The organism is Gottfriedia luciferensis (assembly GCF_002156865.1).
Lineage (GTDB): Bacteria > Bacillota > Bacilli > Bacillales > Bacillaceae_G > Gottfriedia > Gottfriedia luciferensis.
Window position 1 is genome coordinate 297672 of record NZ_NCTA01000001.1, and the last position, 16222, is coordinate 313893.

The following is a 16222-nucleotide window of genomic DNA, read 5'->3' on the forward strand; positions in this document are numbered from 1 at the left end:
GTACGATTATGGAAAAAATTCTCGAGGTTAAAAATTTACAAACCTATTTTTATACAGATGAAGGTATTAGTAAAGCTGTTAATGGTATTAGCTTTACTTTAAATAAAGGTGAAACACTTGGTATAGTTGGAGAATCTGGGAGTGGTAAAAGTATTACTTCCTTATCACTTTTAAGATTAATCCCCTCTCCTCCAGGGAAAATTGCTGGTGGTAGTATTCTTTTTAAAGGGGAAGATTTATTAGCAAAAACCGAAAAAGAAATGCGTTCTATACGTGGTAATGAAATTTCTATGATATTTCAGGAGCCGATGACCTCTTTAAATCCTGTTTATTCTGCTGGCGAACAAATTGCAGAGGTTATTCGTCTTCATCAAAAATTAAATAAAAAAGAAGCTTGGAATAAAGCTGTTGAGATGCTACGACTTGTTGGAATCCCTTCTCCTGAAAAACGTGCAAAGCAGGAACCTCATGAGCTAAGTGGTGGTATGCGACAAAGGGTTATGATTGCAATGGCTCTTGCTTGTCATCCAGAAGTACTAATTGCTGATGAACCGACAACTGCACTTGATGTAACAATTCAGGCACAAATTCTTGAGCTGATTAAATCATTACAAAAAGAATTTGGTACGGCAGTAATCTTAATTACTCATGATTTAGGTATTGTTTATGAAACTTGTGATCGTGTTGCTGTAATGTACGCAGGAAAAGTTGTTGAATATACGTTAGCAAAAGAGCTATTTACAAACCCTAAACATCCATACACGATTGGACTATTGAATTCTCTTCCACGTCTTGATATGGATCAAGACGAGTTAACAACCATTCCTGGAACTGTTCCAAGTCCATATAATATGCCTGCTGGCTGTAGTTTCGCTCCACGTTGTGCACATGCAAAGGCAATTTGTCATCAGTCAACACCAGCGCTTCAAACGATTGACGGAAATACAGAGGTAAGCTGTTGGATGTATACTCCACAATGGGAGACAGACTATACGCTTCAAGAGAAAGTAGGGATTGAATAATGGGATTACAACTTGCAGATAAAAAAGTATTACTAAATGTAGATCAACTAAAACAATACTTTCCAATAAAAGGTGGCATATTTGGAAGAACAGTTAATCACGTTAAAGCTGTGGACGATATTAGCTTTCAGATTTATGAAGGAGAAACATTAAGCATCGTAGGAGAATCTGGTTGTGGAAAGTCTACAACTGGTCGCGCTATTCTTAGATTAGACGAGCCTACGAGTGGAAGCATACACTTTTTAGAAAAAGACCTATTAAGTTTAGGTAAAAAAGAAATGCGTAAAATAAGAAAGGATCTGCAAGTTATCTTTCAAGATCCATTTGCCTCACTTAATCCAAGACAAACAATTGGCCAAATTCTTGGTGAGGCACTTGCTATTCAAAATGTTGTTCCGAAAGAAAATCGAAAAGAAAGAATTGAAGAATTACTAGGTCACGTAGGACTAAGACCTGAGGCAATGGACAGATACCCTCATGAATTTAGTGGTGGCCAACGCCAACGTGTTGGAATTGCCCGTGCTCTTGCAGTTGATCCAAAATTAATTATTTGTGATGAAGCTGTCTCAGCACTTGATGTTTCGATTCAAGCACAAGTATTAAACTTACTAAAATCTTTACAGAAAAAATTCTCACTTACTTTTCTATTTATCTCTCATGATTTAGGGGTAGTAAGACATATCTCAGATCGAGTAATGGTAATGTATCTAGGAAAAATTGTGGAAATTGCCGATAAGAAATCCATATTTGAAAATCCACAACATCCTTATACTCGTGCATTACTATCTGCAATCCCAGTTCCAAATCCAGTTCATCAAAGAGAAAGAATATTACTTACGGGAGACGTTCCTTCCCCTATTGACCCACCAAATGGCTGTCGTTTCCATACAAGATGCCCATTTGCGATTGATATTTGTAAAACAAGAGCACCCGAATTAAAAATTTCTGAACAAAATCATCAAGTCGCTTGTCACATTGTTGTATAATTAGTATTCTTAAGGGCAGGAAGAGTTGTCCCAAAGAAAGCCAATATCAGTAGTGGAATCAAAGTACTTCTATATTAGAGACTAGATTCCTTTCCACACTTTTTATAAATGAATTATTAAATAATCTAAATTAGGCAATTAGTTGAGATAGTTGATTGGAACGGAAGGTGCTCGACTCCTGTGGGAGATGCGGGAAGGCTAAAGACCCCACAGTCTAGCCGAGGAGGCTCAGCTCACGCCCCACGGAAAGCGAGCTCCTGTAGTGGAAATCAACGCACTTCATTCTATGATATATAATGTTTCCGAACAAAATTTAAAAATAAATCTATTTGAGGTTCTTCATGCTTAGTTACGAGGGATTTACATTACTAATTATGCTATTTATTTTAGCTCCTATTATGGGAGCTATTGCTTTATTATTTTTATTTATTTTTGAAAAGAGAATTGACTTACTTGAAAATAAAAATAGAGAAATTCGTTTAGAACATGCTCTACAAGAAGCTCAATACAACAAATTAAATCAACAAATTCAGCCTCATTTTTTATTTAACACACTAAATGTCATATTAAGTTTGGCTCGATTAAATCGTACTTCTGAATTAATACGGGCTTTAGAAACATTCTCTCAATTTTTAAAATTTAAGTATAAATCAACTGAACCATTAATACCGCTAGCCCAAGAAATACAATATACTCAATATTATTTAGACATTCAAAGTCTACGTTTTGGCGATCGACTTCAAATTCAGTTAGAATATCCAAAAGAGTTATTAAATGCCCTAGTTCCCCCATTTCTTTTACAAACTTTAGTGGAAAATTCATTTAAACACGGTTTAGAAAAAAAAGTAGGCGAGGCTCTATTAAATATTCGATTTAATCAAGTAGCAGATGTAGTCTATCTAGAAGTCATTGATAACGGTTTAATGAGTGAGATTAATTCATTTTCAAGCAATGAAGGACACGGGCTAGACAATATAAAAAAGAGACTACGGCTATATTTTAGTGACAAAGCACAAATATTAATTACATCTAATGAATCTGGAACAAATGTAAAAGTCATTTGGCCGCTCGTTTATGATTCAAGAATCGAGGAGGGTGCTAAAAAATGAATGTATTATTAGTCGATGATGAACCTTTGGAGCTAGAACAAATGGAATATATGATTAAAAATATTTTTCCATTGTGGAAATTTTATAAAGCTGCGGATGCTTGCCAAGCTTTAATGATTAACCAAAATCATAAAATAAACATAGCATTTCTAGATATTAATCTTCCTGGACGTTCTGGCCTTGAATTTGGAGAAGAACTTAGAGCACAAAATACAGACGTTGATATCATAATGGTTACGGCATATCAAAGCTTTGATTATGCTCAACAATCAATCCGAATTGGAGTACTAGACTATTTAACGAAACCAGTCATCGAAAGTGAACTACAAAAAGTTTTATCTAAATATAGTAAAAATGATACATCTAATCAGTATTCTAGTTTGATTCATCAAACACTTTTATATATTCATGAACATTTCGCTGAAAAATTATCTTTATCTGACGTTGCTCGTGAAGTACATACAAATCACACGTATTTAAGTAGAAAATTTCACGAGGAAGTTGGTGTTTCGTTTTCAGAATATTTAATAGATTTTAGGATAAAGGCTGCAAAACGCTTTTTAACAAATAACCCGAACTGGAACATCTCTGATGTTGCAGAAAACTCTGGTTTTAATAGTCAGCATTATTTTAGTACATTATTCCGTAAAATTGAGGGTATTACTCCAAAAGAGTATCGTGAGAAAGGAAAATAAACAGTGAATTCATGTTCATTTAGAGATTACGTACAAGGACCTGTCCAAATTGGAATGGGAATGGGAATCATTTCCCTCTTGGCACGTTGGGTAACAGGAACTACAATATTATCTTCACCTGAATCTATGATTAAATATGGGGTATTTGGTGGAATTGGATATGCCTTTTTAGGAGCATTTGCTTTATTTGTTTTTAGTTTTATTGGGAAAAAGGTTCGCCAAGAGTTCCCAAGTGGCTTATCCATTGGGGATTATTTGAAAATGAAGCTACATCCTCTCGGTTATTGGATTTTAATTGGAATTCTAATTCTAACGAGTTTACATATTTTATATATCCAATCAATGGCTGCATCGACATTATTTCAATTTCTATTTGATCTACCTCTATACTTAGAGATTTTTATTTTTATTTGTTTTTGTGTTCTTTTTGCTGGTTTCGGTGGTTTAAAGATGATACATAGGTTAGCAGGCTTTCAAGTCATTACGATGTTTGCAGCTGCAATTTTAATTCCGTTGTATTTCTTCGTAAAAGAGGGTGTTCAACCAGTATATGACGGTATACGACTTTATCATCCGTATATGCTCGTCATTGATCATTATGATCTATGGAACTTTCTATTCTCAGGTTTACTCGTAGGTTTCGGTCAGTTTTTCTTTGATCTCACATCTTGGCACCGATTATTTATGATTGAAATGAAGAAAGTTCCATTAACCTTCTCGTTATCTGGATTAATATGGTGTATCTTTCCCCTTTCATTCTCATGTCTTTTTATCATTGTCATTTTTACTGGTGGGTTTACAGATATTCAATCAATTTTAGCAGGATTAGCAAATAAGATTACTACACCATTCTTTTTCATTCTTTTTGTTTTATGTGCATTTAATGCAATTACATCAACATTTGGTGCTGTTCTTCACTCGCTAAGTTGCTTTATTATCGTTAATGTGATTGAGCCTTTTAAAACGATGAAAAGTGATCATCAAAAAATTAGAATTGCCTATCTTCTATCAATCTGTATAGGAGGTATTATTTATATCGCTACAATCTTAAACTCCAAGACATTTATTGAGCTTTTATTTTATTCAGGAAACGTTTATTCAGCACTTTTGTTTCCAATCTTGACTATCGTATTTACTAAAGGTAAAGTTGCTAATTATGTCCCTATTAGTATTTTAATTAGTATTATTCTTACGTATCTTATTCAGCCTTATGTAGGAGAATTTCTAAGCATATTATATAGTGCACTTATCTCTTTAATAATTATTGTTACTTGTTCAACAATTACATTTTTTCATTCAAAAAAATCTTTACACAAGAAAATTGAAAACAACTCACAATGAATATCAAAAATGCAAGAGCTTATCGGTTAAAAGGGATAGCTCTTTTTATTTTTTGGCTTTGTAAAAAAAGAATGCTTGTAAAATAACAACAATTAACATTAACAGAGCCTATTTTTTAAAATTTATGAGACTGTATAAACATAAAAAAGATAAAACTGAGTTTTGAAAGAACTCAGCTGTATCTACAATTTTGTATTTCTTAATTTCCACATTTTTTCCGCCTACTATGAAATTGCTTATCACACTCTAAATTGACAATAAATGAATAATCTTTTACTATTCCCCTTATGAGACGAAAACATTTAATATAGCCATAAAGCTGAGTTGGGACACTAAAGAGATAATGCTTAACGGAGGTATATATGAAGATTTTACTTTTTGGGGCTACAGGAATGGTTGGCCAGAGTGTTTTATTCGAATGTTTAAAAGATCCTTCCGTTCAATCGGTTTATTCTGTAGGTCGTAGTGTAACCGGTATTAAAGATGAAAAATTACATGAAATTAAACATACTAATTTATTTAATTTAACTGAAATTGAAAATAAATTAACAGGTTTTGATGCATGCTTCTTTTGTCTTGGTGTTTCATCGTTTAGAATGACGGAGGAGGATTATCGTAAGATTACATACGAACTAACATTATCTATCGCAAATACTTTATGTAAATTAAATCCCCAAATGACGTTTATATATGTAACTGGATCTGGTACTGATCGTACAGAAAGTGGTCGTACCATGTGGGCAAGGGTAAAAGGTAAAACAGAGAATGACCTATTAAAACTACCTTTTAAAGCAGCCTATATGTTCAGTCCAGGGGGAATCATTCCACAAAAAAATGTTAAATCAAAAACTAAACTTTATCAATTCGTTTATGACATAACCAAGCCTTTTTATCCACTCTTAAAAAAAGCTTTTCCAAATTCAATTACATCCTCTGAACAAATCGGTCGAGCAATGATTAATATTGCAAGAGATGGATACACATCACCTATAATCGAAGCGAGAGATATAAATAAGGCAGGAAAAGGAGAATAACTAAAAAGAGGGATTAGTGGGAATAAAAGGTCGTTTGTTCTTTCTACTCCCTTCTTTCCCCTTTTCCCCCTCTTTTGCCTGTCCTTAAGTATTTAAATATGGTGCGCCCCTTCTTGTATTAGCAGCACTTGATGCGTCATCACTTGTATCTAAGTAAGGGCTACCACCATCGTCGTAATTTACTTTATTTGAATCATGTTCACTTGTATCTAAATATGAATTAGTAGCAACATGAACATGATTATCATCTGAATTCCTTGCTTGATTGTCTTTTGGCATAATAAATTCACCTCCATATTTATATTGTGTATGGTTATTAGGATTAAATACTTAACTTTTTGCCATTCACAGGTTTATAAAATGCCTTACAAATATAAAAAAGGATAGATAATCCAGTTTCAAACTAGATTATCTATCCTTTTATTTAATCATTAGTTAACAGCTACATCTTCTAATACACGTACAAATTCGCCTTTATTGACTGGGTATCCAGCTTCAGCGATTTTGACTTTGACAATTTTACCAATCATGTCTTCAGTTCCTTTGAACACGACTTTTAAGTAATTGTCTGTATAGCCAATTAAAAGTCCTTCTGAACCATCTTCAGTATATTTTTCTTCTGGAATTACTTCTAATACATCTCCATCGAACATAGAAGCATATTCTTTTGCTAGTTGGTCTGATAGCTCAATTAAACGATGCACACGTTGATTTTTAATTTCTTCATCTACTTGGTCTTCCATGCGTGCTGCAGGTGTACCTGTACGTTTTGAATATGGGAAAACATGTAGTTCAGAGAACTTGTTGTCTCTAATAAAGTTATAAGTTTCCATAAATTCTTCTTCAGTTTCGCCAGGGAAACCAACGATAACGTCAGATGTTATTGAACAGTTTGGTAAGACTTCACGTAGTTTTTCAATTCTTTCAGCAAATTGTGCCATTGTGTATTTACGACGCATACGCTTTAACACCGTATCAGATCCTGATTGTAGTGGTACGTGTAAGTGACGAACAACAATATTTGAATGACGAAGAACTTCTATTACTTCATCTGTAATTTGGCTTGCTTCAATTGATGAAATACGAACGCGTTTTAAGCCTTCAACTTTTTCTAAATCTTTTAATAACATTGCTAAGTTGTAATCTTTCATGTCTTGACCATATCCACCTGTGTGAATACCTGTTAAAACAATTTCCTTATAGCCAGATTCAACTAATTGAGTAGCTTGTTTTACAACTTCTTTTGGATCACGAGAGCGCATTAAACCACGTGCCCAAGGAATAATACAAAATGTACAGAAGTTGTTACAACCTTCTTGGATTTTTAATGATGCACGTGTACGGTCAGTAAAAGCTGGTACATCTAATTCTTCATAAACACGCGCTTTCATGATATTTCCTACACCATTAATTGGTTGGCGTTCAATACGATATTGCTCGATGTAATCAAGCATTTTCGTACGATCCTGCGTACCAACTACAATATCGACTCCAGGAATTGCCATAATTTCTGCAGGAGATGTTTGAGCATAGCAACCTGTAACACAAATTACTGCATCTGGATTTTTACGTACTGCACGACGGATTACTTGTCGGCTTTTTTTATCACCTGTATTTGTAACTGTACAAGTATTGATTACATAAACATCAGCTTTTGTTTCATATTCTGTTCGTTCATAGCCTGCTGCTTTAAATAATTGCCAGATTGCTTCTGTTTCGTAATGGTTAACTTTACAACCTAATGTATGGAAAGCTACTTGTGGCATTTCTTCACCTCATTAATTCAAAATGAAAGGAGGCAGCAGCTAAAACATAAAATGGTGCTGTTTCTGTTCTTAGAATTCTTGGTCCAAGTCCACATAGCCTAGCACCTTTTTCTTGTAGCTGATCAACTTCTTTATCAGACAAACCGCCTTCAGGTCCGAAAACAACTAATAATCGTGCACCTTCTTTTAATGACTGGAATGTTTGAACAAGCGCTGCTGATTCTCCTGTTTTTGCACTTTCTTCATATGCTACAATACACGCATCAAATTGCGGTATTGAATTAAGTAATTGTTGAAAAGACGCAGGTTGTTCCACTGTAGGAACGATAAATCGGTAAGATTGTTCAGCTGCTTCTTTTGCAATTTTTTGCCATCTATCAACTTTTTTACCAGCTTTTTTATCATCAAGTTTTACAATTGATCTAGCGGCAGTAAAAGGTAAAAATCCTGTTGCGCCTAGTTCCGTACCTTTTTGAATGATTATCTCTAATTTATCGCCTTTCGGTAAACCACTAGCGATTGTAATTGATATAGGCAGTTCATTTGTATTCTCAACATATTCTACAACAGCTGCTGATATTTGTTCACTAGAAATATTTGTAAGTACACAGCGAACAGTTGATGATCCAGGGACTGTACAAATAATTTCTTGATCTTGCTTCATTCGCATTACGTTTGCGATGTGATGCGCATCATCACCAGTAATTGTGACAATATCATTTTGAAGCTGAGTATCTTGTATAAAATATCTTTGCATATTACATACCTTTGGCTGGTTTTTTTGCAATAATTGCAACCCAGTCTTCTAAATGAAGTACTTCTGCAATTTCAAACCCAACACGTTTAAGCTCGTCTTCAATGTCCTGTTGTTTTGCCCCAATAATTCCTGAAGAAATGAATGTTCCTTCTGGTTCTAAAACATTATAAACATCATCAACAAAACGAAGAATAATTTCAGCAAGTAAATTAGCAACAACAACTTGGAATGGACCTTCAATTCCTTGTAATAAGTTACCTTGTCCAACTTTTACAACGTCATCAACTTTATTTAATCGTACATTTTCTCTTGCACTTTGAACTGCTACATCATCTAAGTCATAAGCTTCTATTTTCGTAGAACCTAGTTTTGCTGCTGCAATGCTTAGTACACCAGAACCTGTACCTACATCAATTACGCGGTCAGTTGCTTTTACAACTTTCTCAAGTGCACGAATACACATAACAGTTGTTGGATGAGTTCCAGTACCAAAAGCCATACCAGGATCTAATTCAATAATTAATTCATCAGATTTTTTTGGCTCGTACTCTTCCCAAGATGGGACAATCGTAAATCTGTCTGAAATTGAGATTGGATGATAATACTTTTTCCAAGCAGTAGCCCAATCTTCTTCGTTTACTTCATGTACAGTAAATGTATTTTTACCTAAATCAATGTCATAAGAAATCAAGTTATTAATTGCTTCTTTAATTCCGTCGATTGTATCGTTTAAAAAACTATTCACAGGAAGGTATGCTTTTATGATAACACCTTCCTCTGGATAATCTTTTGGATTAAGTTGGTAGATTTCACCGTAAACCTGTGCTCGCTCCTTCGTCAAATCAAACACATCCTCAATGACAACACCACTTGCACCAGCTTCGTGTAAAATATTAGAAATCGGTTCAACCGCATCTTGTGTACTGTGAATACTTAATTCTGACCATTTCATAAACTACCAACTCCAATCATACTCTCTTCTATAGTCGGCAATACCCCCTAAATCATATCGAGATTTAGAGGGTGCCATTTTAATAAGTTCTTCTATTTAGTGTTTCCACTTTTTACCTTAACTAACGTACTGAATTAACATTAACCCTTATTGTTCGCTAAAGTTTTTAACCGCACGTTTTAACTTTGTAAAGAATGAATCATGTTTATCGTCTTTTTGTTCTTTACCAATATTATAGAACTCTTCAAGCAATTCTTTTTGACGACTTGAAAGCTTTGTTGGTGTAATAACTTTTACGATAATATGTTGATCACCTTGACCATATCCACGTACATCTTTTATTCCTTTACCTTTTAAACGCATTCTAGTACCAGTTTGTGTACCAGCAGGAATTTTTGTTTTTACTTTTCCATGAAGTGTTGGAACTTCAATTTCATCACCTAATGCAGCTTGAGCAAAAGTTAATGGAAGCTCGCAGTAAATGTCATTTCCATCACGTTCAAAGAACTCATGGTCGCGAACATGGAAGGCAATGTATAAGTCTCCGGCAGGACCACCATTTTTACCTGGCTCTCCTTGACCTGAAAGACGAATTTGTTGGCCATTATCGATACCAGCCGGTACTTTTACCATAATTTTTTTACGAGTTTTCACTCGGCCAGCCCCATGACATGTATTACATTTATCTTTAATAACTTGGCCTGTTCCTTGACAGTGTGAACATGTCGTACGATTAACAATACGTCCAAATGGAGTATTTTGCTCAACGCTCATTTGACCTGAACCTTGACAATGTTTACATGTTTCTTTAGACGTACCAGGTTTCGCACCTGAACCACTACAAGTATTACATATTTCTTCGGTTGGAATTTCAATTTCTCTTTCCATTCCAAATGCAGCTTCTTCAAACTGGATCGTCATTGTATATTGTAAATCATCTCCAGCTCTTGGTGCGTTAGGGTCACGTCGACGTCCACCGCCGCCACCAAAAAACTGACTGAAAATATCTTCAAATCCGAAGCCTCCGCCACCAAAGCCGCCACCGCCGAAGCCTTGGTTTGGATCTGTGTGACCAAACTGATCATAATGAGCTCGTTTTTGGTCATCCGTTAAAGTTTCGTATGCTTCTTGTACCTCTTTAAATTTTTCAGGTGCATCTGCATCTTTATTAACGTCAGGATGATATGCTTTTGCTAGTTTACGAAACGATTTTTTTATTTCATCTTTTGATGCGCCCTTACTTACACCAAGCACATCATAGTAATCACGTTTACTCATAGTGTTTCAATCCGCTCCTTTCACATAAAGAATATTTTAACATATCCTGTGCTTTTCTAAAAGAAAAAGTCAAAGCCAAGGCTACCCTGACTTTGACTTCCTCATGTTTTATATATATATTTTCTAGTTGCAAGGCTTTAGCCACTCGTGATGTCGGGGCTAATTAAACGCCTTACTCTTTTGTAATTATTTATCTTCTTTAACTTCAGTAAACTCAGCGTCTACTACATCGTCTTGTTTTGCTCCGCCTTCTGCGCCACCAGCCGCTTGTTGTGCTGCAGCAGCTTGCTCATAAAGCTTCACTGTTAAAGCTTGAACGATTTCAGATAGAGCATCTTTCTTCGTACGGATGTCATCTAAATTACCAGCTTCTAAAGCAGCTTTTAATGCCTCTTTCGCTTCGTTAGCTTTTGTAACTTCAGCTTCTTCAACTTTTCCTTCAAGATCTTTTAAAGTTTTCTCTACTTGGAATACTAATTGGTCAGCTTCGTTTTTAAGATCAACTTCCTCTTTACGTTTTGCATCAGCATCAGCGTTTAATTCCGCTTCTTTTACCATGCGTTCTACTTCTTCATCACTTAGACCTGAAGAAGATTGAATTACGATATTTTGCTCTTTTTGAGTTCCTAGATCTTTCGCACGTACTGTTACAATACCGTTTTTATCGATATCGAATGTTACTTCGATTTGTGGAATTCCACGTGGTGCTGGTGGGATATCCGCTAATTGGAAACGACCTAATGTTTTATTATCAGCAGCCATTGGGCGCTCACCTTGTAGTACGTGAATGTCTACAGCAGGTTGGTTGTCAGCAGCTGTTGAGAATACTTGTGATTTACTAGTTGGAATTGTTGTGTTACGGTCAATTAATTTTGTGAACACGCCACCCATTGTTTCAATACCAAGTGAAAGTGGAGTTACGTCTAATAATACAACGTCTTTTACATCACCAGTTAATACACCACCTTGAATTGCAGCACCTAATGCTACTACTTCATCAGGGTTAACACCTTTATGTGGCTCTTTTCCTGTTTCTTTTTTGATAGCTTCTTGAACTGCAGGAATACGAGTAGACCCACCAACTAAGATTACTTTATCAATTTGGCTAGCTGATAATCCAGCATCTTTCATTGCTTGACGAGTTGGGCCTAAAGTTCTTTCTACTAAGTTATGAGAAAGCTCTTCGAATTTTGCACGAGTTAAGTTTAACTCTAAGTGTAATGGACCAGCTGCACCCATGCTAATGAAAGGTAATGAAATTTGAGTTGAAGTAATACCTGATAAGTCTTTTTTCGCTTTTTCAGCAGCATCTTTTAAACGTTGTAATGCCATTTTATCTTGGCTTAAATCAACACCGTTTTCTTTTTTGAATTCAGCAACTAAATGATCGATGATAACTTGGTCAAAGTCGTCTCCACCTAGACGGTTATCACCTGCAGTAGCTTTAACTTCAAAGATTCCATCTCCTAATTCTAGGATTGAAACGTCGAATGTACCGCCACCTAAGTCATAAACTAAGATTGTTTGGTCTTCATCCATTTTATCTAAACCGTATGCTAATGCAGCAGCAGTTGGCTCATTAATGATACGCTCTACTTCTAAACCAGCGATTTTACCAGCATCTTTAGTAGCTTGACGCTCAGCATCATTGAAGTATGCAGGTACTGTAATAACTGCTTTTGTTACTGTTTCACCTAAATATGCTTCAGCAGATGCTTTTAAGTTTTGAAGGATGATTGCAGAGATTTCTTGTGGAGAATAATCTTTGCCTTCAACGTTTACTTTATAGTTCGTACCCATTTCACGTTTAATAGACATGATTGTGTTAGGGTTTGTAATTGCTTGACGTTTTGCTACTTCACCAACTTGGCGCTCGCCATTTTTGAACGCAACAACTGACGGAGTTGTACGTCCTCCTTCTGGATTTGGAATTACTTTTGGCTCTCCGCCTTCTAATACTGCCACACAAGAGTTAGTTGTACCTAAGTCAATACCAATAATTTTACTCATTGTTTTTGTTCCTCCTAAAATTTACAAATGTTATATTTTAGTTTTTTAAATAAATTTTTTTACTCGTTTACTTTTACCATTGATGGACGAATTACTCTGTCCTTAAGCTTGTAACCTTTTTGGAATTCCTGAAGAATTTCATTTGATGGTTTCGAAGCATCACTTTCTTGCATAACAGCTTGATGGAAATTTGGATCAAATTGTTCACCAAGAGCTGGAATTTCTTCTACTCCCTCTTTTTTCACAGCTTCAATTAACAAACGATATACCATTTCCATACCTTGTTTTAATGAAGCAGTTTGTTCATCAGTTGCTTCAACCTGTAATGCACGTTCGAAATTATCTAGAACTGGTAATAAATCAGTTACTAAATTTTGAGCACGATAAGTCATTAAAGATTGCTGGTCTAAAAGTGCACGACGTTTATAATTTTCGAAGTCAGCATGAAGACGTAAGTATTTATTTTCCTTCTCTTCAACTTCTGCACGAAGTTTTTGAAGCTCGTCTTCTGTAGAATCCACTTCTTCTGTTTGTTCTTCTGTAAAGATTGAAGGTTCTTCAACAGTAGTTTCTTCATTCACTACTTCATCAGTTACAGCTTCTTCATTTAAAAGATTTTCTTGACGTTCTGTCATGTCACCTTCACCTCCTATTTTTTTATATGTAATCCATTGTTTCATTTCACAATGGATTTATTCAACATCCTTAGATGAAAATAATAAATTCAATTGTCCTGTTATTAGATGCATTAATGAAATAACTCGAGAATACTCCATTCGAGTTGGTCCTAATACTGCAATTGTACCAATTTGATTCTCACCTAATGAATAGGTTGCACTAATGATACTTACATTTTCTAATCCAGACTTTTCGTTTTCTTTCCCAATTTTGACACTTAACCCCATCTGTTCAATCGGAAGAATACTTTTCAGTTCATCCTGCTTTTCAATCATGTTTAACAAAATTCTCATTGTTTCAACATCATGAAACTCTGGTTGAGCTAAAATATTTGTTTTCCCACTAAGAAACAGCTTTTGTTCAATCGGAACGTCAATTGAACTACCAACCATCTTAATGACACTCTCATAATTCGAAATATGTGAACGTAATATTAACGCTACTTCTTTATAAAGCTTGTCGTTTATTTGATGAATTGGCACATTCACTAGTCGCTCATTTAGTATATTTACCATTTTTTCAATATCACTCATTGACACACCGGGTGGTATTGTAACTGTTCTATTTTTAACAATACCTGTGTCTGTCACAATAATTGATACTGCTGTATTAGGTCCGATTGGAATAAGCTGAATACTTTTTAGCTTATTTTCAGAAACCTTTGGACCAAGTGCAATTGTTGTGTAATTCGTTAAATCTGACAATATGTCCGCAGAGTTTTTCACTAGCTTTTCAATCTCGAAAATACGCTCAGCAAATACACTTTTTACTGAACGAACATCATCGTCATTAACAAGTTGTGGTGATAATAAATGGTCAACATAAAAACGATACCCTTTTTCAGAAGGGATCCGACCAGCAGAGCTGTGAGGTTTTTCTATATATCCAAGTTCCTCTAAATCAGCCATCTCATTTCTTATTGTTGCAGAACTAAATGAAATACCTTCTTTTTTAGATAAACTCCTAGAACCAACAGGCTGTGCCATCCGAATAAAGTCATCGATAATAATTTGAAGTATCAATAACTGTCTTTCTGTCAACATGTTTATCACCTCTATTAGCACTCTTATCGAGTGAGTGCTAAATATATTATTAACTTAACAAATCCTTTTTACTATGTCAAGAGAAGAGCAGGAGAGATTAAATGCAGGGGTTAGGAAGTGCAGGATCAAGGATTAAGGCAGGATTTAGGAAATACAGGATTAAGGATAAGGAAAAGATTTTTATCTAACCTGATCTTCAGTTCTTCCTGTTTTCCCTGCTCTTCCTGCCTTTCCTGCCCTTAAGCCTTCCTGCTCTTAACTTAAATTAAAAATGATTGAAATACTTCATTACCTAGTAGTTTTCCTTTGTGAGTTAATCGAAGGTATTCTCCATTCATTTCTACTAACCCATCTTTGATTAGTTTCTCTATTACGTTCGGAAATACTTCATTAAAGTTTGAACCATATTTTTCTTCAAACTTTCGTTCTGATACTCCCTGCATTTTACGTAGACCTAGAAACATTTCTTCTTCCATTTTTTCTTCTTTCGTAACTGTGTGTTCATGAATGATTGGGACACCAGTTTCATCAATTAATTTGAAATATTTCTTTAATGGTCCAGCATTTGAATAGCGAATGCCATTAATATAGCCGTGCGCACCAGCACCAAAGCCAAAATATTCTTCATTATTCCAATAAACAAGATTATGTTTACTTTCAAGTCCATTTTTCTCAAAATTACTAATTTCATATTGATGAAAGCCTTTTTCTTTTAAATATTTCATTAAAAAGTCATACATTGCTGCTTCATCTTCTTCAGGTGCAGGCTTGAACTTTCCCCTATTCATTTCTATGTAGAAAACTGTTTTTGGTTCAATAATTAATGAATAAGCTGAAATGTGCTGAATTGGTAACTTGATCGCTTTATCTAATGAATCAACGAATTGTTCCATCGTTTGACCAGGTAATGCATACATTAAATCAAGATTTATATTATCTATCCCTACTGCTTTTGCAGTCTGAATCGCTTCTTCTATTTCATTTGGTGAATGTGTTCGTCCAATTTTTTTTAGTAATCCTTCATCAAATGTTTGTGCTCCGAAACTAATTCGATTTACTCCACCATCTTTTAAAATTTGTAGCTTTTCTTTTGAAATCTCGTTTGGATTGCTTTCAAAAGTCATTTCGATTCCTTTATTTCCTTTAATGATCTGTTTATTGATCATATCAACTAATCGTTGTGTTTGAGGTAATGTAAGTGCAGTTGGCGTTCCACCGCCTACGAAAACTGTCTTTAAATTTGTAATTGGATTTCTTTTTAAACTCTCAACGATTTCTTTTTCAAGATACTCTAAATATTGATCAACCGGCTGACGGTCCATCATAAATTTATTAAAGTCGCAGTAGTAACAAATCTGCTGACAAAATGGTATATGAATATAAACGGAAGATGCCATACCTTCTCCTCTTTTCTGTGTAACGAAAAGCCCCTGGATCTGATACCTTTTTAGGTGTAGATTCAGGGACTTTTGCTGATTTCAACTTATAAATTGTATATCTTCTTATTATTTTTGTCTAATTAATCGTTTTATTTTGTTAGCTCTTAGTTAT

The 16222-nt window shown here is 34.9% G+C and carries 15 protein-coding genes; 6 read left to right on the forward strand and 9 right to left on the reverse strand.

The genetic code is table 11. The features are described 5' to 3' along the window. The first annotated feature begins 8 nt into the window (after positions 1–8). The 6 genes from B7R67_RS01460 to B7R67_RS01485 all read left to right on the forward strand — a co-directional run bounded on the left by B7R67_RS01460 (position 9) and on the right by B7R67_RS01485 (position 6187). Positions 9–1022 (forward strand): ABC transporter ATP-binding protein, encoded by a 1014-nt coding sequence (locus B7R67_RS01460; RefSeq protein ID WP_088066876.1) that lies wholly within the window; start codon positions 9–11, stop codon positions 1020–1022. Further along, entirely contained in the window at positions 1022–2008 is a 987-nt protein-coding gene (locus B7R67_RS01465; protein WP_088066878.1) for an ABC transporter ATP-binding protein, read from the forward strand. Before B7R67_RS01460 ends, B7R67_RS01465 begins: the two co-directional genes overlap by 1 nt. A 341-nt stretch (positions 2009–2349) precedes the next feature. After that, positions 2350–3117 carry a sensor histidine kinase gene (locus B7R67_RS01470; protein WP_088066880.1) on the forward strand — a complete coding sequence of 256 codons (768 nt, stop codon included), beginning with the start codon at positions 2350–2352 and terminating at the stop codon, positions 3115–3117. Continuing rightward, positions 3114–3812 (forward strand): response regulator transcription factor, encoded by a 699-nt coding sequence (locus tag B7R67_RS01475; RefSeq protein WP_088066882.1) that lies wholly within the window; start codon positions 3114–3116, stop codon positions 3810–3812. Before B7R67_RS01470 ends, B7R67_RS01475 begins: the two co-directional genes overlap by 4 nt. Before the next feature lie 3 nt (positions 3813–3815). Beyond that, on the forward strand, positions 3816–5153 hold the full coding sequence (locus B7R67_RS01480; RefSeq protein ID WP_088066884.1) for an SLC5/6 family protein: 1338 nt from the start codon (positions 3816–3818) through the stop codon (positions 5151–5153). Positions 5154–5515: 362 nt separating this feature from the next. Further along, positions 5516–6187, forward strand: a complete 672-nt coding sequence (locus B7R67_RS01485) for a Rossmann-fold NAD(P)-binding domain-containing protein (RefSeq protein ID WP_088066885.1) — start codon at positions 5516–5518, stop codon at positions 6185–6187. 84 nt (positions 6188–6271) lie between these two features. Here the strand turns inward: B7R67_RS01485 and B7R67_RS01490 are convergent, their stop codons facing one another. The 9 genes from B7R67_RS01490 to hemW form a co-directional block, all read right to left on the reverse strand. Then, positions 6272–6466: a hypothetical protein gene (locus tag B7R67_RS01490; RefSeq protein WP_088066887.1), complete on the reverse strand. Its 195-nt coding sequence runs from the start codon at positions 6464–6466 to the stop codon at positions 6272–6274. 152 nt (positions 6467–6618) lie between these two features. After that, complete coding sequence (gene mtaB / locus B7R67_RS01495) at positions 6619–7953, reverse strand: tRNA (N(6)-L-threonylcarbamoyladenosine(37)-C(2))-methylthiotransferase MtaB (protein WP_088066889.1); 1335 nt, start codon at positions 7951–7953, stop codon at positions 6619–6621. A gap of 4 nt (positions 7954–7957) precedes the next feature. After that, a complete protein-coding gene (locus B7R67_RS01500; RefSeq protein WP_088066891.1) occupies positions 7958–8710 on the reverse strand; it encodes a 16S rRNA (uracil(1498)-N(3))-methyltransferase in 753 nt (250 codons plus the stop codon). Position 8711: 1 nt separating this feature from the next. After that, complete coding sequence (prmA, locus tag B7R67_RS01505) at positions 8712–9662, reverse strand: 50S ribosomal protein L11 methyltransferase (RefSeq protein ID WP_088066893.1); 951 nt, start codon at positions 9660–9662, stop codon at positions 8712–8714. Positions 9663–9809: 147 nt separating this feature from the next. After that, a complete protein-coding gene (dnaJ, locus tag B7R67_RS01510) occupies positions 9810–10940 on the reverse strand; it encodes a molecular chaperone DnaJ (protein ID WP_088066894.1) in 1131 nt (376 codons plus the stop codon). A 186-nt stretch (positions 10941–11126) separates the two neighbouring features. Further along, a complete protein-coding gene (gene dnaK / locus B7R67_RS01515; protein WP_088066896.1) occupies positions 11127–12950 on the reverse strand; it encodes a molecular chaperone DnaK in 1824 nt (607 codons plus the stop codon). A gap of 59 nt (positions 12951–13009) precedes the next feature. Further along, positions 13010–13585: a nucleotide exchange factor GrpE gene (gene grpE, locus B7R67_RS01520; protein ID WP_088066898.1), complete on the reverse strand. Its 576-nt coding sequence runs from the start codon at positions 13583–13585 to the stop codon at positions 13010–13012. 57 nt (positions 13586–13642) lie between these two features. Next, positions 13643–14671 carry a heat-inducible transcriptional repressor HrcA gene (hrcA, locus tag B7R67_RS01525; RefSeq protein ID WP_088066900.1) on the reverse strand — a complete coding sequence of 343 codons (1029 nt, stop codon included), beginning with the start codon at positions 14669–14671 and terminating at the stop codon, positions 13643–13645. Between the two features lie 260 nt (positions 14672–14931). Continuing rightward, complete coding sequence (gene hemW / locus B7R67_RS01530) at positions 14932–16068, reverse strand: radical SAM family heme chaperone HemW (RefSeq protein ID WP_088066902.1); 1137 nt, start codon at positions 16066–16068, stop codon at positions 14932–14934. Between the last annotated feature and the right edge of the window lie 154 nt (positions 16069–16222).